Here is a 23,118-nt window from a genome sequence, read left to right on the forward strand (position 1 = left end):
GATTCATTAATGAATCACGACACTAGAAGCGTCCCGCCGCCGAGGCCAGCTCGACCTCGATCGCCCCGAGGCGCTCGGCGAGGCGGACGGCGACGCCGGTGAGCGTCGCCAGCAGCTCCGGGTCGGCGGGGTCGCGGGCCTCGCGGACCAGCTCGAGCACCGCGAGCGTGCGGCCGTCGGGGTGGACGACCGGGACGGTGGCCAGCGTGCCCAGCTCGGCCCAGCCGGCGGAGCGGGAGCGCGGGCAGGCGAGCATCTCCTCGGTGTCGGCCCAGTGGGCCTCGCCGGAGCCCGCCGCGGCGGGCACCAGGCCGTCCTCCAGATGCGCGCGCCAGGCCATGGTCTCCCAGGCCTCCAGCCCGCTCATGTAGGCGCTCCAGGTCTCGGCGCAGGAGAACGTCCCGATGCCGGACTCGTCGACCCACAGCGCGCCGCCCTTCCAGCCGGTCGCGGTCGCCAGCGCCTGCAGCGCGGCGCGGCCCGCGGCGCGTGGGGAGGACGCCTTGGCCAGCGTGCGGTCCAGCTCGTCCAGCGCGGCGGGCGTGAAGCCCGGCGGCGGGCCGTCGGGCTCGGCGGGCGCCGCGTAGGCGAAGGCCTTGGCCTGGGCGGCGGCGACCTCCAGCGGCGGCAGCGCGGGCCGGCCGTTGGCGTAGGGCGAGGTCATGATCGCCGGGACCTGCGCGACGACCTGCGCCGGCGGGACGTCGGCCAGGCGGCGCTCGGCCAGCTCGCGGGCCTCGCGCTCGGCGTCGAGCTTGGCCTGCAGCTCGTCGCGGGCGGCGAGCGCGAGGTCGAGGTCGCGACGCAGCGTGCTGACCTCGTCGTCGACCTGCGCCTCGGCGCGGGCCAGGGCGGAGCGCGCCTCGTCGCGGGCGTCCTGCGCCTCGGCCAGGCGGTGCTCGGCGTCGTCGGCGCGCAGCTCGGCGACCTCGGCGCGGCGGTGCGCCTCGGCGGCCGCGTGGTCGGCGGCGTCGGCGCGCGCCACCGCCTGGTCCAGCTCGTCGCCGGCGCCCGCGGTCGCCTCGTCGGCGGCCGAGCGGACGCGGGACGCCTCGGCCAGCGCGGCGTCGCGCTCGCGCTCGGCGTCGGCGGCGCGCAGCAGCGCGTCCTCGGCGCGGCGGTGCGCCTCCTCGGCCGCGGCCTGCGCCTGCGCGGCGACGGCCTGCGCGGCGCCGAGGTCCTCGGCCGCCGCCAGGCGCGCGGCCTCGGCGGCCTGCGCCTGGCCCAGCGCGTGGGCGACCTGCGCGTCGGAGCTGCCGAGCGCCTCGGCGGCCCGCGCCTGCGCGGCGACGGCCTCGCGGGCCTGCACCTCGGCGGCGGCGAAGCGCGCCTCGGCGTCCTCGACCGCGGCCTCCAGCGCCTCCAGGCGCGCGAGCTGCGTCTCGGCCGCCGACAGGCGATCGGCGAGCGCGTCGCGGTCGGCGTGGGCCTGCCACAGCGCGGCCTCGGCCTGCTCGCGGGCGGCGTCGGCCTCCTCGGCGCGCTCGGCGCGCTCCTGGGCCTCGGCGAGGCGCGCCGCGAGGTCGTCGCGGTCGGCAGCGACCGATCCCTCGACCTCGGCGACCCGCGCGGCCAGCTCGTCGCGCGCGGCCTCGGCGGCGGCCAGCGCCTCGATCGCCTGCGTGCGCGTCTGCTCGGCGGCGCCGCGGCGCTGCTCGGCCTGCTCCAGGGCGTGGCGGCCGGCCTCGACCTCGGCGGTGAGCGTCTCGACCCGCGCCAGCGCCTCGTCGCGCGCGGCTTCGGCGGCGCGCAGCGCCTCGCCGGCGTCGCCGGTCCGCGACTCGGCGGCCTGCGCCCGCGCCAGCAGCTCCTCGCGGGCGGCCTCGGCGGCGGTCAGGCGCGCGTCGGCCTCGGCCCGCGCGGCTTCCAGCTCGGCCAGCCGGGCCGCGGCCTCCTCGGCCACGGCGCGGTGGTGGTCCAGCGCCTCGCGGGTGCGGGCGTGGGCGTCGCGGACGCGGTCGCGCTCCAGCTCGGCGGTCCGGCGCGCCTCGCGCTCGGCGGCCAGCTCGGCGACCGCGGCCTCGCCGCCGGCGGCGGCGCCCAGCGCCTCCTCCTCCAGCGCGGCGGCGCGCTCGCGCTCGGCGGCGACGCGGCGGTCGGCCTCCTCGGCCAGCGCGGCGACGCGCTCGTGCTCGGCGGCCAGCCGCGCGTCGGCGGCGGCCAGCGCGTCCTGCGCGACGCCCAGCTCGCGGGCCAGCGACTCGGCCCGCTCGCGGGCATCCGCGACGGCGGCCTCGGCGGCCGCGCGCGACTCGCGCTCGGCCTCCAGCGCGGCGCCCAGGCGCTCGGCGTCGGCGCCGCCGGAGCGGGCCTCCTCCAGCTCGCGCAGCAGCTGCTCGGTGCGCTCGTGCGCGCCGTGCAGCGCGCGCTCCAGGTCCTCGCGACGCGCGTCGGCGGCGGCCGCCGCGTCGGTCGCCCCGCGCGCGGCGTCCTGCGCGGCGGTCAGCTCGCCGCCGAGCCACTCGGCCCGGCCGCGCTCCTGCTCCAGCTCGCGCGACGCGACGTCGAAGCGGTCGCGCAGCGCGGCCAGCTCGGCGTCGAGGTCGGCGCGCGAGGCGATCGTCTCGTCGAGCAGCCGCTTCAGGTCGTCGTTCTCGCGGTGGGTTCGCGCCAGCTCCTCGGCGAAGCCCTCGCGCGCGGCGACCGCGGCGGCCAGCTCCTCGGGCGACGCGGCGTCCTCGCCGCGCAGGCGCTCCAGCTCGGCCTCGGCCTCCTTGGCGCGCGCCTTCAGCTCCTTGCGCGAGGCCTTGACCTCGTCCAGCTCGGCGGCCAGCGCGTCGCGCGTGGCGACCAGCTCGGAGAGCCGCGCCTCGCCCTCGCGGATCCCGGCCAGCTCGGCGTCCAGCTCGTCGCGGCGCGCCGCGGCGGCGGCCAGCTCGTTCTGGAGGACCTCGCAGCGGCCGCCGAGGTCGGCGACCTGGCGCTGCAGCTCGGCGTCGCCGGAGCGCGCGGCCTCCAGCTCGCCGGACAGCATCCCGGCGCGGTCCTGGGCGTCGGCCAGCTCGATCGCGACGGTCTCGAAGCGCCCGTTGGCGTCCGACAGCCGCGCCTCGGCCTCGGCGGCGCGGCGCCGCGCCTCCTCCAGCTCGGCGTCCAGCGACGCGGAGTGGTCGTGGACCGAGGCCAGCCGCGCGCTCAGCTCCTCGACGCGCGCGGCGGCGTCCTCGCGCTCGTCGGCGGCGCGCGCCGCCTCGTCGCGCAGGCGCTCCAGCTCCTCGCCGGCGCGCTCCAGCTGCTCGGCGGCGGTGCGCTGGGCGATCTCCGCCTCCAGGCGCGCCTCGCGCTCGACGGCCAGCGCCTCGCGGGCGGCGAACGCCTCGGCGTCGGCGGCCTCGCGCGCCTGGCGCTCGGCCAGCAGCTCCTCCGACGGCGCGGTCAGGCCCGCGGTCGCGACCTGCCCGACCGACGCCTGCAGCTTCTCGCGCTGCTGGCGGCCGGCCTCGCGCTCGTCGCCGGGCGCCATGACGACGCAGATCGCCCACGGCTCGCCGTCGTCGTAGACGGGGAAACGGCAGGCGCGCATCGTGCGGCGGCCGTCGCGGGCCAGGACGGTCTCGCGGGCGTCGAGGTGGCCGTGGGCCTCCAGGACCAGGGCGTCCAGCTCGGCGACGCGATGGGCGACGTCGGCGGGCTGCAGCGCGTTGTCGGTCTTGCCGACCAGGCGCGAGGCCTCCAGGCCGACGAGGTCCGCGAACGTCGGGTTGACGGCCACGTAGCGGCCGGCCGCGTCGCGCACGCAGGCGGGAAGCGTCGCTTCCTGCAGGGCGTCGGCGAGAGGTCCGAGGCGCTGGGCGGCGCCTTGACTGGGATTCGGGGGCGATCCGTCGGTCAACTCCCACGACTCATCGACCCCGGAAGCCGGTGTGTCGGATCGAAGGGGCGTGGCGCGGACGAACGTTCGGTGCCCGACAGGTAACGTTCCGCCCCCGACCTGACCAGACGGATCCCTTGGAGCAGCGACATGGCTGTTGAGACCACCAGTGTCTACGCGGACACGACCGACGAGCAGAAGGCCATCATCGAGATGGTCCGCCAGTTCGTCGACGAGCAGATCATCCCGAACGCCGAGCACTACGACGGCAAGGACGAATACCCCGAGCCGATCGTCGAGCAGCTCAAGGAGCTCGGCCTCTTCGGCATCACGATCCCGGAGGAGTACGGCGGCCTCGGCCTCGACCTGACGACCTACGTCATGGTCGTCGAGGAGCTGTCGCGCGGCTGGATCTCCATCTCCGGCGTGATCAACACGCACTTCATCGGCTCGTACCTGTTGCTGAAGTACGGCAACGACGAGCAGAAGCAGAAGTACCTGCCGCGGATGGCCACCGGCGAGATCCGCGCCGCGTTCTCGCTGAGCGAGCCCGAGCTGGGCTCCGACGTCCAGGCGATCAAGACGACGGCCAAGAAGATCGACGACGGCTCGTACGAGATCAACGGCCAGAAGATGTGGGTGACCAACGGCTTGATGTCGTCCTTGGTCTTCCTGCTGGTCAAGACCGACCCCGACGCCGAGCCCCGCCACAAGGGCTTCACCTGCTTCATCACCGAGAAGGAGCCGGGCGTCAGCGAGAACACCGGCGCCTACGCCGGCCTGACCGTGCCCCCGAAGATCAAGAAGATGGGGTACAAGGGCGTCGAGTCCACCGAGTTGGTCTACGACGGGTACACGTGCCCGGCCGGCCAGATCCTCGGCGGCGAGGACGCCGGCCTGAACGCCGGGTTCGCGCAGATGATGGACGCGCTGGAGGTCGGCCGCGCCAACGTCGCCGCCCGCGGCGTCGGCCTCGCCCAGCGCGCGCTGGAGCTGGCGCTGAAGTACAGCCAGGAGCGCAAGACGTTCGGCAAGCCGATCGCCCAGCACCAGGCCATCCAGTTCAAGCTCGCCGACATGGCGACGCAGCTGGACGCCGCCCGCCTGCTGACCCGCCGCGCGGCGATGATGAAGGACGCGGGCCTGCGCTCCGACATGGAGGCGGGCATGGCGAAGCTGTTCGCGAGCGAGGCCGCGCGCTTCTGCGCCGAGGAGTGCCTGCGCATCCACGGCGGCTACGGCTACTCCAAGGAGTACGAGATCGAGCGGATCTACCGCGACGCGCCGCTGCTGCTGATCGGCGAGGGCACCTCGGAGATCCAGCGCATGGTCATCGGCAAGAAGCTGCTCCAGCGCCACAAGATCTGAGCGAGTCGGGCGCCCGGATGTCGAACCGGGCGCCCGCGCTCCGACCCCCTCACATGAGCAAGGTCACAGGTCATGTCGCGGTGTCGATCGACGGGTTCGTCGCCGGCCCCGACCAGAGCGAAGAGCACCCGCTGGGCCTCGGCGGGCCGCGCCTGCACGAGTGGCACCTGCCCGGCCGTGAGCACCATCCGGTCGACGAGGAGGCCGCGAAGGCGATCCTGGAGGGCAACGGCGCCTACGTGATGGGCCGCAACATGTTCGGCCCGATCCGCGGCGAGTGGTCCGGGGACTGGCGCGGGTGGTGGGGGCCGGAGCCGCCGTACCACGCGCCGGTGTTCGTCCTGACGCACCATCCCCGCGAGGACGTCGTGATGGAGGGCGGGACGACGTTCTCGTTCGTCACGGACGGCTTCGACGCGGCGCTCGCCCGTGCGCGGGAGGCGGCCGGGCCGGACAGGAACGTCTCGATCGCCGGTGGCGCCTCGACGATCAACCAGGCGCTGGCGGCCGGCGTGCTCGACGAGCTGACCCTGCACGTGGTGCCGGTCGTGCTCGGCGCCGGCGAGCGGTTGTTCGTGGACGTGGGCGATCCGCGGATGGAGGTCGTCGAGGCGACCACGTCGCCGGGCGCGACGCACGTCCGCTACCGCCGCGTGTAGCGCCTACCACTGGGCGATCGGCACCTCGCCGAGGTAGCGGACGTCCTTGGTCAGCACGACCGCGTGCTGGCCGAAGCCGCCCTCCTTGTGGACGGCCTCCCACATGTTCAGGAACATCAGCTCGGGGCTCGTGCCCTTGGGCGCGACGAACTTGGCGATGCGCTGCAGGAACGGGATGCCGACCTCGGAGGCCAGGAACGGCACGCCGAACTTCGGCAGCAGGAACCCGGCATGGGCGGCGTCCGCGTCGTCCATGACCAGGGTCGCGCCGTGCTCGGCGAGGTCGGTCGTCACGCCCGCGGCGCGGGCCTTGACGTTGCGGGCCACGTAGCGCTTCATGACGAACTCGCGCTCGGCGGCCGTCAGCGGGCCGAGGACCGGCTTGCCGGCGGCGTCGCGGCCGATGACCTTGGCCATGCCGACCGCGTCGGCGTCGACGCCCTGGGCCAACGCCTTGGTCGAGTTGACCACCGTCTTGGTGTTGACGACCTTGCCGCCGCGGCCCATGTCCTTGACGACGATCTGGTACTTCTTGACGCGGATGAGGTAGGCGTCGGCGTACTCGCCCTCGACCTTCACCAGCTCGAACTCCGCCTTGACGAAGCGCTGCAGGCCGGGCGCGGGCTGGCCGGGAACGTCGCTCGGGCCGCCGGGCCACGGCTTGTCGTCCAGCGGGACCTCGCCCTCCTTGCCGATCAGCTTCTTCAACTTGGCGGTCTTGGAGTCGGGCTTGGGGGCCTTCCAGTCGGCGTTGGCCTTCAGCGCGTTCTCGTACTCCTCGACCGCCGCGGCCTGGCGCGCCTTGGACAGGTTCTTGAAGCCCGGGATCTTGCTCGGCGGGACCTTCGGCTTCCAGAGCACCGCCTCGCCGAGCGCGTCGGCGGGCATGCCGGCGTCGACCATCGCGGGCTTGCCGGTCTTCTGGCCGGTCATCTCCAGCTTGGCGACCGACCCCGGCTTGCGCAGCTCGGTCGACGGCTTGAGCACCTCGGCCAGCTCGATGTCGCGGCCGAAGGTCTGGGCGAAGTCGCTCTCGACGCCCTCCAGGATCGCCGCCTTGGCGTCGAGCGTCACCTCGGGCACGCCGCCGACGTTGGGCAGCTTGTACACGTTGCCGTAGTCGGAGGACTGCACGAGCGTCGCGCCCTCGGTGCTCTTCAGCGCGTTCTCCTCCAACAACGCCGCGGACTCCTCGCCGGAGAGCCCGACGCCGAGCCCGTTCTTGGCGCCGTTGAACGCCTTGACGCCCTTTGAGAGCTTGCCGGTCTCGTCGAGGATCTCGGTCGCCTTGGCGAAGTTGATCAGGGCCGCGCCCTTCTTGGTGAGCTCCACCACCTTGCCCGGCGAGGTGACCACCTTGGCCACCGCGCCGCCCACGAACGTGTCGGCGATGATCTCCGCGCCGCCGTTGAGCCACTCGGCGTCGAGCTTGGCCATCTCGCGCTCCCACAGCAGCGGCTGGGTGTCGGCCAGCTTGGCCAGCGAGGCCCGCTTGGCCGCGTCGCGCTCGAACGGCAGCGCGACCGCGCCGGCGAAGTCCTTGGCGCCCTGGTCCATGTTCGCCAGGGCGTAGATGACCGCCTGGCCGTCGTTCATCAGGTTCGACGCCTCGTTCATGGTCCAGCTCGCGTAGGAGCCGGTGTCCTTGACCACGCCGTCGGAGAAGGTCATGACCATCGCCTCGGCCTGCTGGCGCTGGTCCTGCGAGGCCGAATTCATGATGTAGTTGACCGCCAGGGCGCTCTCGCCCCAGGCCTGCCGGACCTGGTCCTTGGCGCCTTCGCCGAGGTCGCCCCACTTCTTGACGTACTTGGCGGCACCCTTGCCGACCTGCTCCTTGAACGCCTTGTTGTAGGCGTCATACATCTGGTCGGCGGAGACGCCGCCGATCGACCCCTTCGGGAACTGCGCGGCGGTCGCGCTCGGCGCGCGGCCCATCAGCAGCGCGCGGGCGACGTCGATCTGGCCGATGACGTCCTTCTTCGCGGTGCCGAACCAGCGCTTGCGCTGCGCCGGGCTGAGCACCTTGCGCAGCTGCTTCTGCATCGCGGCCCCGCGCTTGTCCCAGCCCTTGTAGACCTTGCGCGCCAGCGTCAGCATCAGCTGGTCCATGCCCTGCAAGCGGGCCCACTGCGCCAGCGCGGCGTTCAGCCGCGCGGCCTGGGTGACCGTCAGCTTCAGGGAGCCCTTGGCCTCCTGCGGCGCGCCGTCGGCGGCCTTGCCGGTGACCTTGACGGTCGCCGCCGCCACGCCGTCGGTGAGCGCGGCCAGCTGGTAGTCGAAGGTCCTGCTCTCGCCCGGGCCGAGCGTCGTCGGCGCCGCGCCGGCCGGGCGGCCCGGGACGCCGATGTGCGCGATCGAGCGGCCGTCGATCGTCAGCGGCGAGCCGCCCGCGTAGTCCAGGTCCTTGATCGCCTGGGTCGTGCTGGTGTTCTTGAGCGTCACGTGGACGTCGAAGGTGTCCGCCTCGGTCAGGTCGCCCTCGCCGAGCGCGCGGCCGTCGGCGGCGTTGGCGGTGATGTCGACGTCGAGCGTGTCCTGGCCCTGGCCGAGGCGGAAGACGGGCACGTCGGTCTGCCCGCCGACGGCGCCGACGCGGCCGGCGATGTAGGCGCCGTCGGAGGAGATGGCGTTCGCGACCACCAGCGTGCCGGAGGCGCCCGGCGCCATCGTGTTGAGGTCGACCGGCGTGCCGTCGGGGCGCCACAGCGTGGCGCGCGAGCCGCCGGCGGCGTTGGACTGGCCCACGACCGTGCCGTCATCGGCGATCGCGTTGGCGTAGGCGCTCTGGTAGCCCGGCAGCGGCTGAAGCTCGACGATCGTCGACCCGATCGCCTTGGCCGGCAGGCCGTTGGCGCTGCGGCCGAGCACGACGCCGGCGGCGGTCAGGCCGTGCATCGAGGCGCTGAAGCCCGGGATGTCGGTGATCGCGCCGACCGGCGACACCAGCCGCGCGCCGCCACTGCACTGCAGCAGCACCGTGCCGCCGTCGTTGATGTCCAACGGCGGCTGGGAGATCCCGTTGCCCGCGCACGGCGCGGGGACCTCGGAGACGCTCGTCGACCCGGCCGCGGCGATGACCGTCCTGCCCTCGGAGATCCCGAGGACGGTGCCCGCGTTGTTGATGGCCACGGGCTGCGTGATCGGCGTCCACACGCACGAGCCGGTGTCGCTCTTGGGCAGCCCACCCAGCTCGGTCAGGACGCCGGCGCCGGCCCAGACGGTCCCGCGCTGGACCAGCGGCTGCCAGTAGGAGCAGTTCGAGGCCGGGTTGTTGTAGGCGCTGATCCCGATGCTGCGGCCCTGGTCGTTGATGTCGAACGCGCTGGTCCGGATCGAGTCCGGCGGCGAGCCGTACAGCCGCGTGTAGGTCCCGTTCCAGAGGAACGGCACGTGCGTCTCGTTCGGGTTGCCGAGGTCGTAGGAGGCCATCGCCAGCACGGTGCCGTCGCGGTTGACGCCCTGCGGCTCCACGTAGCCGTTGGGGCGTTGGAACTCGACGTAGTCGGCGCGGGCCGGGGCGGCGCAGGCCGCGAAGGCCAGCAGGGAGAGGGCGAAGACGAGGACGCGGCGCGGCATGGCGCGCGAAGCTACTTGCGCGCGCAGTCCGTGGCGGGTGGAGTTCCTCCCTCGCTACCTAGATCTACGTAGACGCCGGAATCGATAACGTCTCGCTCGATGAGCAGCGACGCACCGCAGTTGATCGAAGCCGCCGTCCGCGGGGTCCTCGAAGAGGTCCCCGCGCTGAAGCCGATGAAGCTCGTCGTCGGCGTCGACCTCCACGGTCGGGGCGACGTCCAGCAGTTCCGCCTGGAGCTGCCCGAGCTGAAGGTCACCAAGGACATCGCCGCCGACGCGCGCGTCCGCGTCGAGATGCGCCGCGACTTCTTCAACCTGATGGTCGAGCACGGCGCCAAGGTCGACGACTGGGCGCAGGCCTTCCACGAGGGCCGCGCGAAGGCCACCGGCGTCCAGCAGTACCTGCAGCTCATCGGCCGCGTGGTCGAGAAGCAGCGGGAGCGGGCGCGCCTGCGCCGCGCGCACGGCTGAGCGCCGGCGCGCGAGCCCGGCGGCGCCGGCGCTAGCCCAGCGCCGGCACCTGCTGCGTGATGCAGTGGGGGCCGCCGCCGCCGAAGGCGTGGACGACGCCGGGCACGCCGACGATCTCCTTGGTCCCGCCGAAGGCCGCGTCGATGGCGGCCAGCGCCTCGGCGTCGAGGTCCGGCTGCCCGGCGGTCGGGACGATCACGAAGCGCGAGCCGACGTAGAAGTTCATGTAGGACGCGACGATCTCCTCGCCGTCGACCGAGGTGTAGGCCAACGGGTCGAAGTCCACCACCTCGATGCCCGCGGCCACGGCGATCTCGCGGTTGCGGGCCATGTTGTCGTGGTTGGGGTTGTCCGGCGCGCAGCGCTGCAGCAGCATCCGGTCGGGCCCCAGGAACGCGGCGATGAGATCGACGTGGCCGTCGGTGTCGCGGTCCTCGACCAGGCCCTGCTCCAGCCAGACCACGCGCGTCACGCCGAGGTAGTCCTTCAGGTGGCGCTCGATCTCGTCCTTGGACAGATCCGGGTTGCGATTGGGGTGCAGCAGGCACTGCTCGGTGGTCACCAGCGTGCCCGTGCCGTCGACGCCGATCGAGCCGCCCTCGAGGATCAGCGGCGCGCGCACGACCTCCGAGCCGACGTGCTCGGTCAGCCGCCGGCCGATCGCCGCGTCGTTCTCATAGCCCTCGAACTTGTCGCCCCACGAGTTGAAGCCGAAGTGCACGCCGACGCGCCGCGACGGCTCGTCGTGGTGGTCGACGACGAAGATCGGGCCGCTGTCGCGCAGCCACGAGTCGTCGACCGGCGCGGTCAGGATCTCGACGTCGGCGTCCAGCGCCGCGCGCGCCTCCTGGGCGTCGGCCGCGTCGCGCGCGACCATCGTCACGGGCTCGAAGGCCGCGATCGCGTTGGCCACGCCCGCGCTCTCGGCCTTGGCGGCTCCCAGCTGCCCGCCCCAGAGCTCGCGGCGGCACGGCCACGCCATCAGCGTGCGCTCGTGCGCCGTCCACTCGGGCGGCATCGACAGTCCTTCGGCGGCGGGCGTGGGCGTCTCGGTCATCAGAGGGCCGGAGGATGCCACCTAAGATCCCGCCCATGGGGACGAAAGTGCGGCCGATCAGGTTCCAGGATGGCCTGCTCGAGGAGGTCGAGACGCGGCTCGGCCCCGACGGCGACCTGTCGCACTTCGTCAACGTCGCGGTCGACCGGGCGCTGCACGGCGACGACGCGCGGACGCTGCGCCTCGTCCCCGAGCCGACCGGTCCCGAGGAGCTGCGCGCCGCCTGCGAGGGCTTCCGCGCCGCGCTCGTGGGGCGCGACGAGCGGCGGGCGCGCGCGATCGTCGAGGACCTCGCGGGCCGCGGTGCGCGCATCGTCGACATCTACACCTTGGTGCTCGCGCCCGCGCTGGCGGAGATCGGCGACCTCTGGTCGCTGGAGCGGCTGACGGTCGCCGACGAGCACTACGCCACCGAGCTGACCACGCGGCTGCTCGGCGTCCTGGCGCCCGACCGCCGCCTGCCGCCGACGCGCGGGCGCCTGGCCGTCGTCACCGCCTCGCCCGACGAGCTGCACGCGCTCGGCTCCCGGATGCTCGCCGACCTGCTGGAGCGCGCGGGCTGGGAGGTCATCGCGCTCGGCGCGGCCGCGCCCGCCGACGCGCTCGCCCAGCTGGTGGCCGACGAGTGCCCGGACGTCGTCGCGCTGTCGACCGCCACCGTCGGCCGGCTCCCCGGTGCCGAGGAGGCCGTCGGCCTGCTGCACCGCGTCCGGCCGCGCCCGCTGATCGCCGTCGGCGGCACGCTCTACCGCGGCCCGGTCGTCGAGCTGGCCCGCGCCTGGGGCGCCGACCTCGTCATCGACGACCTCGACGACCTCCTGACCGAGCTGGGGCGCCGCTTCCCGCCGACCGGGTGAACGCCGCGCGTCCGGGTTCGCCGTCCTGGCGCCCAGGCCGGGGACTAGGCTGGCGACATGAGGTTGTTGCCCCAGGAGCAGGACCGGCTGCTGCTGTTCCTCGCCGCCGAGCTGGCCCGCGCGCGTCGCGCGCGCGGGCTGAAGCTCAACCAGGCCGAGGCCACGGCGATCGTCGCCGACGGGATCTGCGAGCTGGCCCGCGACGGGCGCCGCTACGCGGAGGTCGTCGACAAGGCCTATGAGATCTTGGGCGAGGATGACGTGCTCGACGGCGTCCGCGCGCTGGTGACGCGGATCGAGGTCGAGGCCGTGTTCCGCGACGGACGCCACCTGGTCGTGGTCGAGGACCCGCTCGGCCCGGCGCCCGACGCCGCGCCGGAGGACGAGCCCGACGTGCCGTGGCTGGAGGACCTCGCGGTCGCGCGCGTCACGGTCGTCAACGAGGGCGCGGTCCCGGTCGGCGTGACCAGCCACCTGCACTTCTTCGAGACCAACCCCGTGCTGAGCTTCGACCGCGCCGCGGCGTGGGGGACGCGCCTGGCGATCCCCGCGCGGACCAAGGTCTTCTTCGCGCCGGGCGAGCCGCGCGAGGTCGCGCTGGCGCCGATCGGCGGCGCGCGGATCGTGCGCGGCCACGGCGACCTGGTCGACGGTCCGCTGGACGAGCCGGGCGCCCGCGACGCCGCGCTGGCGGCCGCGCGCGAGAAGGGATACCGCGGTGCTTGAGCCCGACACCACGCCCGTGCGCCTCGGCGACACGTCGCTGGAGGTCGTCGCCGAGCGCGACGACGTCCACGGCCCCGACCAGCTCGTCCCGGGCTTCGGCAACACGATGCGCGACGGCCTCGGCGTGCGCGCCACGCGCGGCGGCGTCGACATCGCGATCACCGGCGGGCTGATCCTCGACCCGATCCTCGGCGTCCGCTACGCGTCGATCGGGATCACCGACGGGCGCATCGTGTCGGTCGGCCGCGCCGGCAACCCGGACACGATGGACGGCGTCGACGTCGTGCTCGACGTCGGCACCGCGGTCCTCGACGCCACCGGCATGATCGTCACGCCGGGCGGGATCGACACGCACGTCCACTGGCTCTCGCCGCAGGTGACCGACGCCCTGCTGGCCGGCGGCATCACCACGATGGTCTCCCAGGACTACGGCCCGATCTGGAACCTCGGCACCAACCCCGAGGCCGGCCTGGCCGCGACGTGGGCCGCGCTGGAGGACTGGCCGATCAACGCCGCGCTGTTCGTGCGCGGCTCGTCGTCGCGGCGCGAGCGCGTCGAGGACGGCCTGCGCGCCGGCGGCGCCGCGCTGAAGATCCACGAGGACGTCGGCGCCGGGCCGGTGCAGATCCGCACGGCGCTGGACGTCTGCGACGCCCACGACGTCCAGCTGGCGATCCACACCGACGGGCTCAACGAGGTGCTGAGCGTCGAGGGCACGCTCGCCGCGTTCGGCGGCCGCAGCGTGCACGCGTTCCACATCGAGGGCGCCGGCGGCGGCCACGCGCCGGACCTGATGAAGCTCGCCGGGCGCGAGCGGATCCTGACGTCGTCGACCTCGCCGACCGTGCCGTTCGGCGTCGACACCGCGGCCGAGCACACGTCGATGGTCGCGGCCGTGCACGTCCTGCAGCCCGGCGTCGTGGCGGGCGACCGCCAGGCCGCCGAGGCGCGCGTGCGGCCCGCGACGATGGCGGCCGAGGGCGTCCTGCACGACCTCGGGATCATCCACATGCTGAGCAGCGACTCGCAGGGGATGGGCCGCGCGGGCGAGGTCGTGCGCCGGGCGTTCCAGAACGCCGACGTGATGAAGCGCGCGCGGGGCGGCGCCGGCTACGCGCCGGGCACGCTCGCCGACAACGAGCGCGTGCTGCGCCACCTGGCCAAGGTCACGATCAACCCGGCGATCGCCCACGGCCTGTCGCACGACGTCGGCGCGCTCACCCCCGGCCGGATCGCCGACTGCGTCCTGTGGCTGCCGCAGAACTTCGCGGTCCGGCCCGAGCTGGTGGTCAAGATGGGCGTCGCGGCCTGGGGCGCGTCCGGGGATCCCAACGCCACCACGATGCTCTGCGAGCCGGTGGTCGTGCGGCCGCAGGTCGGCGGGCACGGGCGCGCGGCGGCGCGGCTGTCGGTGGCGTTCACGGCGGCGGCCTCCGCGCACGTGGAGCTGCCGACCGAGCGCGTGCGGTCGGTCGTGCGCGGCTGCCGCGACGTCACGGCAGCCGACATGGTGCGCAACGACGTGCGCGCCGAGGTCGACGTCGCGCCCGACGCGTCGTGGGTCAGCGTGGACGGCGAGCGGGTCGGCATCGAGCCGGTCGACGAGGTCGCGCTGTCGTGGAGGCACCTGTTGGGGTAAACGTGTGCGGCGATGCCCCTCGCCGCCATGCCCCCGATCGTCCACGACCCGATCCCGTTCGGCTCGCGCCGGATCGCCGAGACGCGCGCCTACGCGACGCGCCACTACGGCCTGCACCGCGCGCGGCTGATCGCGCCGAAGGTGATCGTCGAGCACATGACCGAGAACGCGTCGTTCGGCGCGACGTTCAACACGTTCGCGCCCGACGTCGCCGACAGCGAGCTGCACGAGCTGCCCGCGACGTGCTCGCACTTCGTCATCGACCCGGCGGGCAAGATCCACCAGCTGGTCTCGCTGAAGTGGATCTGCCGCCACACGGTCGGGCTCAACTACACGGCCATCGGGATCGAGCACGTCGGCTTCAGCGAGGCGGGCGTGCTGAGCAACAGGAAGATGATCGGCGCGTCGCTGAAGCTCACCCGCTGGCTGCAGGCCAAGTACGGGATCAGCGACAAGAACGTCATCGGTCACGCCGAGTCGCTGAGCAGCCCGTACCACCACGAGAACGTCGCGCGGCTGAGGACCCAGACGCACGGCGACTGGCCGCGGCGGTTCATGGTGAAGTACCGCGCGCGCCTGTCCTGAGCGGCGCGACCGGTTAGGGTTGCTCACATGGCACTTCCCGAACCTTCGTCGACCACGGCCGCGCTGGTCACCGGCGCGTCGTCGGGCATCGGCGCCGACCTCGCGCGGCAGCTCGCGGCGCGCGGTCACAACGTCGTGCTCGTCGCCCGCCGCCCCGATCGCCTGGAGGCGCTGGCCGGCGAGCTGCGCGACGCCCACGGCGTGCGCGCCGAGGCGCTGGCCTGCGACCTGACCGACCCGGACGCCACCGACGCGCTGCCCGGCCGGATCGAGGCGCTCGGGCTGGAGGTGTCCGTGTTGATCAACAACGCGGGCTACGGATCGGCGGGCCAGTTCTCGGACCTCGACGTCCAGAGCGAGGCCGACATGGTGCGGTTGAACTGCGAGGCGGTCGTGCGGCTCAGCGGCGCCTACGTGCCGAAGCTGATCGCGCGCGACGGCGGCGGGGCGATCCTCGTCGTGGCCTCCAGCGCGGGCATGCAGCCGATCCCGGGCCAGGCGACCTACGCGGCGAGCAAGGCCTTCGCCTTGAGCTTCGCCGAGGCGCTGCACACCGAGCTGTCGCACCTGGACGTCGCGGTCTCCGCGCTGTGCCCGGGCCCGGTCGACACCGAGTTCGCGGCCCGCGCCGGCCTGGCCGACGCCTTCGACGGCGTGCCGAGGTTCGCCCGCGTCTCCAGCTCCGACTGCGCCAAGGCGGCGATCGAGGGCCTGGAGAAGAACAAGCGCGTGGTCGTCCCCGGCCTGGCGATCAAGGGCGTCACGCTGAGCGGGCGCTACACGCCGCGCGCGGTGCTGCTGCCGTTGATGAAGCGCTTCTACCCGGTCTAGATGGTTGATGCCTAGCCGACCGGCGCCAGGAACGCCGCGGGCGTGCGCACCGTCACGTCCATGGCGTTCTTGATGTGCGCGGTCGCGACGATCTCGCCGCTGTAGAACGCGCCGTCGTAGACCGCCAGGAACGTGCCGCCGACCGGCCGGATCGTCCGGATGTCGCGCGGCGTGCGCAGCGTGATCGACGTCACCTCGGGCGCGACCTCGCCGGTGACGAGCGTGCGGCCGGGCAGCGTGCGGCGGACGTTGGAGGCGGCCGAGGGCGCCGTCGCGTCCGGGCCGCCGAGCAGGAACTCGTTGCCGGGGCCGTCGACCTCGACCGTCAGCGGGCCGCGGCCCGGGAGGTCGGCGGTGTGCGAGGACAGCCAGCCCGTGCCGTAGCGGACCGTGCCCTCGACGGCGTCGATCGTCGCCAGGCGGCCGCCGACGACCTGGTCGAGCGTCCGGCACACGAGCGAGCCCGAGCGGGAGGCGACGGCCGCCCACGGCGCGGCGCCGTCGGGGTCGGCGACCTTCATGCCCTTGGCGAGATCGAACCGGCATTGGCCGCCGCCGGCGTGGGTGTCGCTGGGGGGCGACGTCTGCGCGCGGCCGTCGGACCGCACGATCCGGACGCGCAGCGAGCGGCCCGCCAGGCGCGCGGGGAGCACGGTCAGGTAGGTGCCGTCGCGGTGCAGCGTCAGCGGCTGGGGGCGCGCGCTCGCGCCGAGCAGCTGCGCGGAGCGGACGCCGGGGCCGACCAGGCCGGAGACCACGACGCGCGTGGCGCGCGGCGCGGGCGCGGTCGGGTCGGCGAGCGTCGTGCGGACGGTCGGCGTCGCGGCGTGGGTCGAGAGCCAGCGCGTGTCGATGCAGCCGCCGCCGAGGCTCGCGTCGGGCCCGCGGGGCAGGAGCGTCTCGGTCCGGCCGCCGGCCAGCGGCAGCACGAGCCGGCCGTCGCGCTCGATCCCGGCCTGCACGCAGCGCAGGTCGTGGTCGACCTTCGGGGCGCGCGCCGCACGCGTCAGGACCGAGCGCCAGGTGCGCAGCGCCCACGCCGGGCCGCCGGCGGGATCGGCGGCGCGGGCGACGATCGCGACGTCGCGGCCCGGGCGCTCGAGGTCCGAGACGCGCGGGGCGTCGGCCAGCGCCGAGGCCACCGACCGCCACGGCGGCGTCGCCGGGCGCGCGATCGCGTGCCCGCCGTGGTTGGTGACGCCGGCGAACGGGGCCATCGCCCGGCCGTCGACGGTGATCCGCACGGCGCCGGGGTCGACGTGGCCGTCGAGGATCACGGCGTAGCCGAGCGACGTGGCGTCGACCGCGACGCGGCGCGCGGCGAGGCCCGGCGCGCTGACCGTGACGACCGCGCCCGGCCGCGCGACCGCGCCCCACGCGATCGTCCGCGCCGGGTTGGGTCCCCAGTAGGAGTTGAGGACCGACTGGCGTGCGGACGGCACGAACCGCTGGACGGCCGCGAACGCCGTCCCGTCGGGCGCGCACCGCGGCGGCGGCGACGCGGTCTGGAAGCGCGGCAGCATGATGCCCCGCGGGATCGGCTGCGGCGAGTCGGGACCGCGCTCGCGCTGGACGGCGATGCAGCGCAGGCCGTGCCGGGTGGCGTAGGTCGTGCGCTTCAGCGTCCACGGCGCGCCGCCGGACGGGTCGTCGGCGAGGTACTCGCCGGTGTCGGCGAAGCGCAGCGTCCGGTGCGCGCCGGTGGAGGTCGTCAGCGTCACGCGCGGGCGCAGGTCCTGCGGCAACCCGCGGAAGACCGCGAGGAACGCGCCGGTGGACGCCAGGCGCAGCGTCGTCGTCGCGCCGCCCGCGGTGGCGGTCGCGCCGCGCACGCCCGGCGCGACGACGCCGGAGACGACGGTGAGCGCGGTCAGCCCGTCGCCGCCGCGGAACGCGCGGGCCCCGGCGATGATCGCGTCGTCGCCGCCGAGCGTGATCGCGCACGTGTCGGCCGCGCCGGCGGGCAGCGCGTGGAAGTCGTGGTCGAGGCCGACGATCCCGAGTTGGCCGTCGAGCACCTGGCCGACGGTCGCGCAGATCGCGCCGGTCCGCGATCGCGAGGTGCGGACGTCCCAGGCCGGGCCGCCGTCGGGGTCGGCGACGTCCAGGCCGCTGAGGCGGGCGGTGCCCGGGACCGGCTGAAGCTCGCGCGGGACCGCGCCGGGCGGCGCGGCGGGGATCGGGGCGCCGCGGCCGATCACCAGCGTCGCGGCGACCGCGACGGCCGCCAGGAGCACGGCCGACGCCACGCCGACGACGACCGCGCGGGGGAGGGGGCGGCGCGCGCCGGACAGGCGCGGGCGCGGGCGCGGGCGCCGCGCGCGTCCAGGCGCGCGGGCCTCGCGCGCCTCGTCCGCCCGCGCCGCGCGGACCAGCTCGTCGCCCAGCTCGTCGAGGATCCTCATCGGTCCTCACCCGCCGCCAGCTTGGGCTCGAGCGCCGCGGCCAGCGCGCGCAGCCCGCGCGACACGCGCGCCCGCGCGGTCTGCTCGGACACGCCCAGGACCGACGCGACCTCCTCGTAGGGCCGCTCCTCGACCACGCGCAGCTGCAGCGCCGCGCGCTGCTCGGCGCTCAGCCGCGCCAGCTCGTCGCCCAGCGCGCTGCGCAGCCCGTCGAGCCCGGCCGCCTCCTCGATCTCGCGCAGGTCGTCCTCGTGCGCGACCGGCAGCTCGGCGCCCAGCGCCTCCAGCGCGCGCCGCTCGACGGTCCCGCGCTGGAGGTAGCGCGCGATCTGCCGCTTGGCGATCGTGAACAGGTAGGCCCGCTCCTCCATCGCGGTCGTCCCGCGGAAGCGGCGGCGGCCCCGGAACGCCTGCGCGAACGTCTCGGCCGTGAGGTCCAGGGCGACCTCGGGGTCGAGCGTGCGACGGGCGATGAAGACCAGCACGGTCCGGGCCTCCCGGTCATAGAGCGCGGCGAACGCGTCGGCGTCCCTCATTCGGGGATGAGGGTGTCGTCAGGCCCGTGGTTTGTGACGCGACGCGCTCAGGCGCCCGCGCCGCCCTGCTCCGCCGAGCACCAATACGTGGTGCGCCCGCCGATCGTCGCCCGCGCCATGTCGGCGCCGCAGCGCGGGCAGACGCCGTCGCGGGTGCGGTGGTCGATGATGTCGCCGGTGTGGACCCCGCCGCGCTCGATCGCGCGGCGGGTGGCGGCGCGGATCTCGCGCCGCAGGCGGTCCAGCTCGTCGTCGTCGAGCGCCTTCGCCGGGCGGCGCGGGTCGAGCTTCGCGCGCCACAGCGCCTCGTCGGCCAGCAGGTTGCCGACGCCGGCGATCACCGCCTGGTCCATGATCCTGGCCTTCAGCGGCGCGTCGCCGCGGCCGACGCGCTCGCGGAACGCGTCGCGCGAGACCTCCGCCGCGTCCGGCCCGAGCCGGTCGAGCTTGGGGTCGAGCACCGCGCGGCCGAGGCGGCGCTTGTCGCGCAGCGCCAGCCACCCGCCGTCGGCGAAGCGCAGCGTGAAGCGATCCCACACCGGCACGTGCTTGCGCCCGCCGTCGGACCAGTAGTCGCCCGCGGCCTCGTCGTCGATGACGATCCGCCCGGCCATGCCGAGGTGCAGGCCGAGCACCGGCCCGCCGTCGGTCTCGATCCACATCGCCTTGCCCTGGCGGTGGGCCTCGGTGAGCCTGTGGCCGACCAGCGCGTCGGCGATCTCGCCGGGCGCGTGCGGGCGGCAGACGTAGCTGTCGCTGTCGTCGACCGCGACGATCTCTCGACCGAGCCCGTGCTCGGCGATCAGGGCGCGAGCGGACTCGACCTCGGGAAGCTCCGGCATAGATCTCCAGAGTAGGAGATGATGGTGTTCATGAGCGGACAGCCGGTGCTTCTCACGATCTCGGTCAGCCACTACTGCGAGAAGGCGCGGTGGGCGCTGGACCGGGCCGGGATCGCCTACGACGAGCGCCGGTACCTGCCGGCGGTCCACCGGGCGATGATCCGCCGCCACGGCGCGCTCACCACGCCGGTGCTGATCGGCGACGAGGTCGGCACGCTGCGCGAGTCGGCCGACATCGTGGAGTACGCCGACGCCCGCGGCGGGCGCATCGTCTGCGACGACCCCGAGGCGCGCGGCCTGGCCGACGCCTACGACGACCGCCTCGGCCCCGCGACCCGGCTGTGGATCTACCACGCGCTGCTCGGCCGGCCGAGCCTGACGACCGGGGCGATCACCGCCGGCGTCAGCGACTGGCAGAAGACGCTCTGGCGCTTCGGCCACCGGCCGATCGCCTTCGCCGTGACCAAGGTCCTCAAGATCGACGACGCCACGGCGGTCGAGGCCGAGCGGACGTTCCGCGCGATCTTCGCCGACGTCGACGAGCGCCTCGCCGACGGCCGTCCCTACCTGGCCGGCGACGCGTTCTCGATCGCCGACCTGACGTTCGCCGCGCTGGCCGCGCCGCTCATCGGGCCCGCCGAGTACGCGGTGCCGCTGCCGCTCGTGGAGGACCTGCCGCCGCGGACCGCCGACGTCGTCCGCGAGCACCGCGAGACGCCCGCCGGGCGCCACGCGCTGAAGATGTTCGCGACCGAGCGCGGCCGCGTCGCGGCGACCGCCTAGGCGACCGCCGCCACCGCCTCGACCTCGACGAAGAGGTCGGGCCGGAACAGCCCGGCGACGACGACCAGCGACGACGTCGGCGGCGCGATCGTGTCCACGAACTCGTCGCGCACGCGCCGGATCGTCTCCAGCTCGTCGGTCGAGGTGATGAAGAACGTCAACTTGACCACGTCGTGGAACGAGGCGCCCGCGGCGTCCAGCGCCCGGCCGACCGACTCGAACGCCAACCGCGTCTGCGCCTCGACCGTCCGCGGCGCCACGCCGTCCTCGGTCAACCCGACCTGCCCGCTCGTCCACACGATCTCGCGATCGCGGGGGATCCGCACCGCGTGGCTGTAGCCGGCGGGCGTGGGGTGGAAGAAGCGCGGCGCGTTCATGGCCGTCGATCCTAGGACGTCGATGCGCCGACGCCAGGACGACGCGTGTCGCCTCGTGGTGAGCTGCTCACCACGAGACGACACGGATGCGCAGCTAGGCCAGCGAGGCCTCGTTGTCGTACAACTTCAGGACCTTCACCTGCTCGGGCGAGGTCGCGTCGATGCAGAGGCGGCAGAGGACGCACTCGTCGACGTTGCCCTGGACGACCTGGACGGAGCCGTCGGCGTCGCCGTAGATGTCGACGGGGCAGACCTCGCGGAGCTTGGCCGCGATGGCGGCGTCGCCGACGATGGCGTCGGAGACCTCGATGCCGATGAACGTGCCGTCGACCCTCATGCGCTGACCTTCCTTTCCGCGAGCTTCGCCTTCATGATGTTCGGGATCTCGGAGATCTCCTCGGCGACCGTGATGCCAGCCTCCGCGAGGCGGGCGATCTTCTCGGTCGCCGTGTCCTCCTTGCCCTCCACGATCGTGCCGGCGTGGCCGAAGCTCATGCCCGGCATCTCGTCCATGAACCGGCCGGCCATGAACGCGACGATCGGCAGGCGCGAGTCGTTCTCGGTCACCCACCGCGCCAGCTCGGCCTCCATGCGGCCGCCCGGCTCGGTGTAGATGACGATGCCCTCGGTCTCCTCGTCGGCCTCGAACAGCGGCATCAGCTCGGCGTAGGTCGAGCCGATGATCGCGTCGCCGCCGATCGAGACGGCGGTCGAGATGCCCAGGCCCGCGGCGCTCAGCGTCGACGACATCTCGGTCGTCATGCCGCCGGAGCGCGAGATGACGCCGATCGAGCCCTTGGAGTAGGACTTGGCCGCGTCCTTGGCCGGGCCGCCGATGCCGCCCATCTTGATGACGTCGGGGACGATGATCCCCAGGCAGTTGGGGCCGATGATCCGCGCGCCGCGGAGGTTGGCCAGCTCGACCATCTGCGCGACGTCGCGGCGCGGGATGCGCTCGGTGACGATCACGATGATCTTGATGCCGTTCTCCAGCGCCTCGAAGACCGCGTCCTTGGTGAACGCGGGCGGGACCGTCACGACCGAGCCGTCGATCGGCGCGCCGTGGTGGGCGACGGCCTGGGCGACCGTGTCGAAGACCGGCACGCCGTGGACCTCGCGGCCGAGGCGGCCCGGGGTCACGCCGCCGACGATCTTCGCGCCGGCGCCGTAGTCCAGGCACTCGCGCGTCAGGTTCACGGCCTCACGGCCGGTGATGCCCTGGACGATGAACGTCGTGTCCGCGTTGACGAGGATGCTCATGCCCCGACCTCCGTGTTCGCCGTCAGCGTGCGAGCGAGCCCCTGGGCGAGCTCGCGCCCGGCATGCGATGCGCTCGCCGAACCGCTCGCGTGGAGCGCTCGGGTTCGTGCGCGAGTCATGCCGCCGCCCCCTGGATCTTCTCGACCGCGCGCGACGCGGCCTCGTGCAGCGACACGCTGCGGTCGGCGTACTCGACGCCGTACTTCTCGAGGATCTTGAAGCCCTCTTCCTCCCACGCGCCCGGGATGCGGAAGATCGCGATCTTCTCGGCCGGGTCCATCCCCAGCTCCAGGCACGCCGCGATGACGCCGCGCGCGACGATGTCCACGCGCGTGTTGGACACGATCGACATCATCACCGCGATCTTGTCGACGCCCGGCTTGCTCAGCACCAACTTGGCCAACCCCTTGGCCTTGGACACCGACGGGTTGCCGCCGATCTCGCAGTAGTTGGCCGGGTTGCCGCCGTACTTGCGGACCGCGTCGAACAGCGTCAGCGAGCCGCCGCCGGCGCCGATGACCAGCCCGAGGTTGCCGTCGAACTCGGTGACGTTGCCCGCCACGCCGCGGTGGTCCTGGGAGTCGACGGCCTCGCCGGCCAGCTCGAACTCCGTGGGCTCGCGCGCCTCGCGCGTCTCCTCGTCGCCGACGCCGAGGTCGGCGAGCAGCTGCTTGTGCCGGCCGCGCGCCTCGTTCTCCATGTCCATGTGCGCGTCGAGCGCGATGAACGAGCCGTCGGCCATGCGCGCCAGCGGGTTGATCTCCGCCAACGTCATGTCCTTCTCGACGAACAGCTTCGCGAGCTTGGTCAGGATCGGCACCAGCTTGTTGAGCGCCGAGCCGGTCACGCCGGTGGAGGCGATGACCTCCTTGGCCTCGAAGTCGCCGAACGGCAGGATGTTCGAGAAGTGGCGGCGCCCGACCTTGTCGGGCTGCTCCTCGGCGACCTGCTCGATGTCGATGCCGCCGACCGGGGAGAAGATCATCACCGGCTGCTTGCGCGTGCCGTCCCAGACGACGCCCGCGTAGTACTCCTGCTCGAACTCCGCGCGCGGGTCCACCAGGATGCCGCGCGGCTTGTGCCCGTTGATCTCGAGCTGGAGGATGTCGACGGCGTGCGCCTCGGCCTCCTCCGGGGTGTCGGCGAACTTCACGCCGCCGGCCTTCATGCGGCCGCCCGACAGCACCTGGGACTTGATGACCGTGGGTCCGCCGATGCGGGCCGCGATCTCCTTGGCCTCCTGCGCGTCGGTGGTGAACCCGTAGTCGGTGACAGGGATTCCGGCCCGCTTGACGATCTCGCGGGCTTCGTATTCGAAGAACCTCAAGGGTT

Annotated in this window: 19 protein-coding genes; 9 read left to right on the forward strand and 10 right to left on the reverse strand. The window is 73.9% G+C overall.

Going from position 1 to position 23,118, the window contains the following annotated elements; genetic code table 11:
* Nucleotides 1–22 precede the first annotated feature (22 nt).
* Nucleotides 23–3,736 (reverse strand): PAS domain-containing protein, encoded by a 3,714-nt coding sequence (locus VFG42_RS03065; RefSeq protein ID WP_324905128.1) that lies wholly within the window; start codon nucleotides 3,734–3,736, stop codon nucleotides 23–25.
* Nucleotides 3,737–3,961: 225 nt separating this feature from the next.
* Between VFG42_RS03065 and VFG42_RS03070 the strand changes: the two genes are divergently transcribed.
* Both VFG42_RS03070 and VFG42_RS03075 read left to right on the forward strand, forming a co-directional pair.
* The gene (locus VFG42_RS03070) at nucleotides 3,962–5,179 is read left to right on the forward strand and encodes an acyl-CoA dehydrogenase family protein (protein WP_324905130.1); all 1,218 of its coding nucleotides are present in this window, start codon (nucleotides 3,962–3,964) and stop codon (nucleotides 5,177–5,179) included.
* 53 nt (nucleotides 5,180–5,232) lie between these two features.
* Nucleotides 5,233–5,838 (forward strand): dihydrofolate reductase family protein, encoded by a 606-nt coding sequence (locus VFG42_RS03075; protein WP_324905132.1) that lies wholly within the window; start codon nucleotides 5,233–5,235, stop codon nucleotides 5,836–5,838.
* Between the two features lie 3 nt (nucleotides 5,839–5,841).
* On the opposite strand, the gene VFG42_RS03080 is transcribed toward VFG42_RS03075, so the two are convergent.
* The gene (locus VFG42_RS03080; protein ID WP_324905133.1) at nucleotides 5,842–9,417 is read right to left on the reverse strand and encodes a hypothetical protein; all 3,576 of its coding nucleotides are present in this window, start codon (nucleotides 9,415–9,417) and stop codon (nucleotides 5,842–5,844) included.
* Nucleotides 9,418–9,516: 99 nt separating this feature from the next.
* On the opposite strand from VFG42_RS03080, the gene VFG42_RS03085 reads away from it, so the two are divergent.
* Nucleotides 9,517–9,888 carry a hypothetical protein gene (locus VFG42_RS03085; protein WP_324905136.1) on the forward strand — a complete coding sequence of 124 codons (372 nt, stop codon included), beginning with the start codon at nucleotides 9,517–9,519 and terminating at the stop codon, nucleotides 9,886–9,888.
* A gap of 31 nt (nucleotides 9,889–9,919) precedes the next feature.
* Here VFG42_RS03085 and VFG42_RS03090 read toward each other — a convergent pair whose 3' ends face one another.
* The gene (locus tag VFG42_RS03090) at nucleotides 9,920–10,945 is read right to left on the reverse strand and encodes an agmatine deiminase family protein (protein WP_324905138.1); all 1,026 of its coding nucleotides are present in this window, start codon (nucleotides 10,943–10,945) and stop codon (nucleotides 9,920–9,922) included.
* A gap of 35 nt (nucleotides 10,946–10,980) precedes the next feature.
* Between VFG42_RS03090 and VFG42_RS03095 the strand changes: the two genes are divergently transcribed.
* The 5 genes from VFG42_RS03095 to VFG42_RS03115 are packed head-to-tail and all read left to right on the forward strand — an operon-like array spanning nucleotide 10,981 to nucleotide 15,583.
* The gene (locus VFG42_RS03095; RefSeq protein ID WP_324905140.1) at nucleotides 10,981–11,802 is read left to right on the forward strand and encodes a cobalamin B12-binding domain-containing protein; all 822 of its coding nucleotides are present in this window, start codon (nucleotides 10,981–10,983) and stop codon (nucleotides 11,800–11,802) included.
* A 57-nt stretch (nucleotides 11,803–11,859) separates the two neighbouring features.
* Entirely contained in the window at nucleotides 11,860–12,528 is a 669-nt protein-coding gene (gene ureA / locus VFG42_RS03100) for an urease subunit gamma (RefSeq protein WP_324905142.1), read from the forward strand.
* Nucleotides 12,521–14,167, forward strand: coding sequence for an urease subunit alpha (locus VFG42_RS03105; RefSeq protein WP_324905144.1), 1,647 nt, complete (start codon nucleotides 12,521–12,523; stop codon nucleotides 14,165–14,167). Before ureA ends, VFG42_RS03105 begins: the two co-directional genes overlap by 8 nt.
* Before the next feature lie 12 nt (nucleotides 14,168–14,179).
* Entirely contained in the window at nucleotides 14,180–14,752 is a 573-nt protein-coding gene (locus tag VFG42_RS03110) for a peptidoglycan recognition family protein (protein WP_324905146.1), read from the forward strand.
* Between the two features lie 27 nt (nucleotides 14,753–14,779).
* Nucleotides 14,780–15,583: an SDR family oxidoreductase gene (locus VFG42_RS03115; RefSeq protein WP_324905149.1), complete on the forward strand. Its 804-nt coding sequence runs from the start codon at nucleotides 14,780–14,782 to the stop codon at nucleotides 15,581–15,583.
* Nucleotides 15,584–15,594: 11 nt separating this feature from the next.
* Here VFG42_RS03115 and VFG42_RS03120 read toward each other — a convergent pair whose 3' ends face one another.
* From VFG42_RS03120 to VFG42_RS03130, 3 genes are read right to left on the reverse strand one after another with little or no spacing between them, the layout of a single operon-like run.
* Entirely contained in the window at nucleotides 15,595–17,988 is a 2,394-nt protein-coding gene (locus tag VFG42_RS03120) for a hypothetical protein (RefSeq protein WP_324905151.1), read from the reverse strand.
* Nucleotides 17,985–18,524 (reverse strand): RNA polymerase sigma factor, encoded by a 540-nt coding sequence (locus tag VFG42_RS03125; protein ID WP_324905153.1) that lies wholly within the window; start codon nucleotides 18,522–18,524, stop codon nucleotides 17,985–17,987. Before VFG42_RS03125 ends, VFG42_RS03120 begins: the two co-directional genes overlap by 4 nt.
* A 47-nt stretch (nucleotides 18,525–18,571) precedes the next feature.
* A complete protein-coding gene (locus tag VFG42_RS03130; protein ID WP_324905156.1) occupies nucleotides 18,572–19,366 on the reverse strand; it encodes an Fpg/Nei family DNA glycosylase in 795 nt (264 codons plus the stop codon).
* Between the two features lie 30 nt (nucleotides 19,367–19,396).
* Here VFG42_RS03130 and VFG42_RS03135 point away from each other — a divergent pair, with 30 nt between their 5' ends.
* Nucleotides 19,397–20,149, forward strand: a complete 753-nt coding sequence (locus tag VFG42_RS03135) for a glutathione S-transferase family protein (protein WP_324905158.1) — start codon at nucleotides 19,397–19,399, stop codon at nucleotides 20,147–20,149.
* Here VFG42_RS03135 and VFG42_RS03140 read toward each other — a convergent pair.
* The 4 genes from VFG42_RS03140 to VFG42_RS03155 form a co-directional block, all read right to left on the reverse strand.
* Entirely contained in the window at nucleotides 20,146–20,526 is a 381-nt protein-coding gene (locus VFG42_RS03140; protein WP_324905160.1) for a RidA family protein, read from the reverse strand. The two genes, VFG42_RS03135 and VFG42_RS03140, sit on opposite strands and share 4 nt — an antisense overlap.
* Nucleotides 20,527–20,620: 94 nt before the next feature.
* Complete coding sequence (locus VFG42_RS03145; RefSeq protein ID WP_324905162.1) at nucleotides 20,621–20,863, reverse strand: hypothetical protein; 243 nt, start codon at nucleotides 20,861–20,863, stop codon at nucleotides 20,621–20,623.
* The gene (locus VFG42_RS03150; protein ID WP_324905164.1) at nucleotides 20,860–21,786 is read right to left on the reverse strand and encodes a succinate--CoA ligase subunit alpha; all 927 of its coding nucleotides are present in this window, start codon (nucleotides 21,784–21,786) and stop codon (nucleotides 20,860–20,862) included. Before VFG42_RS03150 ends, VFG42_RS03145 begins: the two co-directional genes overlap by 4 nt.
* A gap of 115 nt (nucleotides 21,787–21,901) precedes the next feature.
* Nucleotides 21,902–23,113: an ATP-grasp domain-containing protein gene (locus tag VFG42_RS03155; protein WP_324905166.1), complete on the reverse strand. Its 1,212-nt coding sequence runs from the start codon at nucleotides 23,111–23,113 to the stop codon at nucleotides 21,902–21,904.
* Between the last annotated feature and the right edge of the window lie 5 nt (nucleotides 23,114–23,118).

Source organism: Baekduia sp., assembly GCF_035685985.1.
In the GTDB taxonomy this organism is placed as follows: domain Bacteria; phylum Actinomycetota; class Thermoleophilia; order Solirubrobacterales; family Solirubrobacteraceae; genus Baekduia.

What these genes read in the sequence shown, in the direction of transcription:
- VFG42_RS03070 (WP_324905130.1), top strand. Translation starts at nt 3,962, where the DNA reads ATGGCTGTTGAGACCACCAGTGTCTACGCGGACACGACCGACGAGCAG.
- VFG42_RS03075 (WP_324905132.1), top strand. Translation starts at nt 5,233, where the DNA reads ATGAGCAAGGTCACAGGTCATGTCGCGGTGTCGATCGACGGGTTCGTC.
- VFG42_RS03080 (WP_324905133.1), bottom strand. Translation starts at nt 9,417, where the DNA reads ATGCCGCGCCGCGTCCTCGTCTTCGCCCTCTCCCTGCTGGCCTTCGCG.
- VFG42_RS03085 (WP_324905136.1), top strand. Translation starts at nt 9,517, where the DNA reads ATGAGCAGCGACGCACCGCAGTTGATCGAAGCCGCCGTCCGCGGGGTC.
- VFG42_RS03090 (WP_324905138.1), bottom strand. Translation starts at nt 10,945, where the DNA reads ATGACCGAGACGCCCACGCCCGCCGCCGAAGGACTGTCGATGCCGCCC.
- VFG42_RS03095 (WP_324905140.1), top strand. Translation starts at nt 10,981, where the DNA reads ATGGGGACGAAAGTGCGGCCGATCAGGTTCCAGGATGGCCTGCTCGAG.
- ureA (WP_324905142.1), top strand. Translation starts at nt 11,860, where the DNA reads ATGAGGTTGTTGCCCCAGGAGCAGGACCGGCTGCTGCTGTTCCTCGCC.
- VFG42_RS03110 (WP_324905146.1), top strand. Translation starts at nt 14,180, where the DNA reads ATGCCCCTCGCCGCCATGCCCCCGATCGTCCACGACCCGATCCCGTTC.
- VFG42_RS03115 (WP_324905149.1), top strand. Translation starts at nt 14,780, where the DNA reads ATGGCACTTCCCGAACCTTCGTCGACCACGGCCGCGCTGGTCACCGGC.
- VFG42_RS03120 (WP_324905151.1), bottom strand. Translation starts at nt 17,988, where the DNA reads ATGAGGATCCTCGACGAGCTGGGCGACGAGCTGGTCCGCGCGGCGCGG.
- VFG42_RS03125 (WP_324905153.1), bottom strand. Translation starts at nt 18,524, where the DNA reads ATGAGGGACGCCGACGCGTTCGCCGCGCTCTATGACCGGGAGGCCCGG.
- VFG42_RS03130 (WP_324905156.1), bottom strand. Translation starts at nt 19,366, where the DNA reads ATGCCGGAGCTTCCCGAGGTCGAGTCCGCTCGCGCCCTGATCGCCGAG.
- VFG42_RS03135 (WP_324905158.1), top strand. Translation starts at nt 19,397, where the DNA reads ATGAGCGGACAGCCGGTGCTTCTCACGATCTCGGTCAGCCACTACTGC.
- VFG42_RS03140 (WP_324905160.1), bottom strand. Translation starts at nt 20,526, where the DNA reads ATGAACGCGCCGCGCTTCTTCCACCCCACGCCCGCCGGCTACAGCCAC.
- VFG42_RS03145 (WP_324905162.1), bottom strand. Translation starts at nt 20,863, where the DNA reads ATGAGGGTCGACGGCACGTTCATCGGCATCGAGGTCTCCGACGCCATC.
- VFG42_RS03150 (WP_324905164.1), bottom strand. Translation starts at nt 21,786, where the DNA reads ATGAGCATCCTCGTCAACGCGGACACGACGTTCATCGTCCAGGGCATC.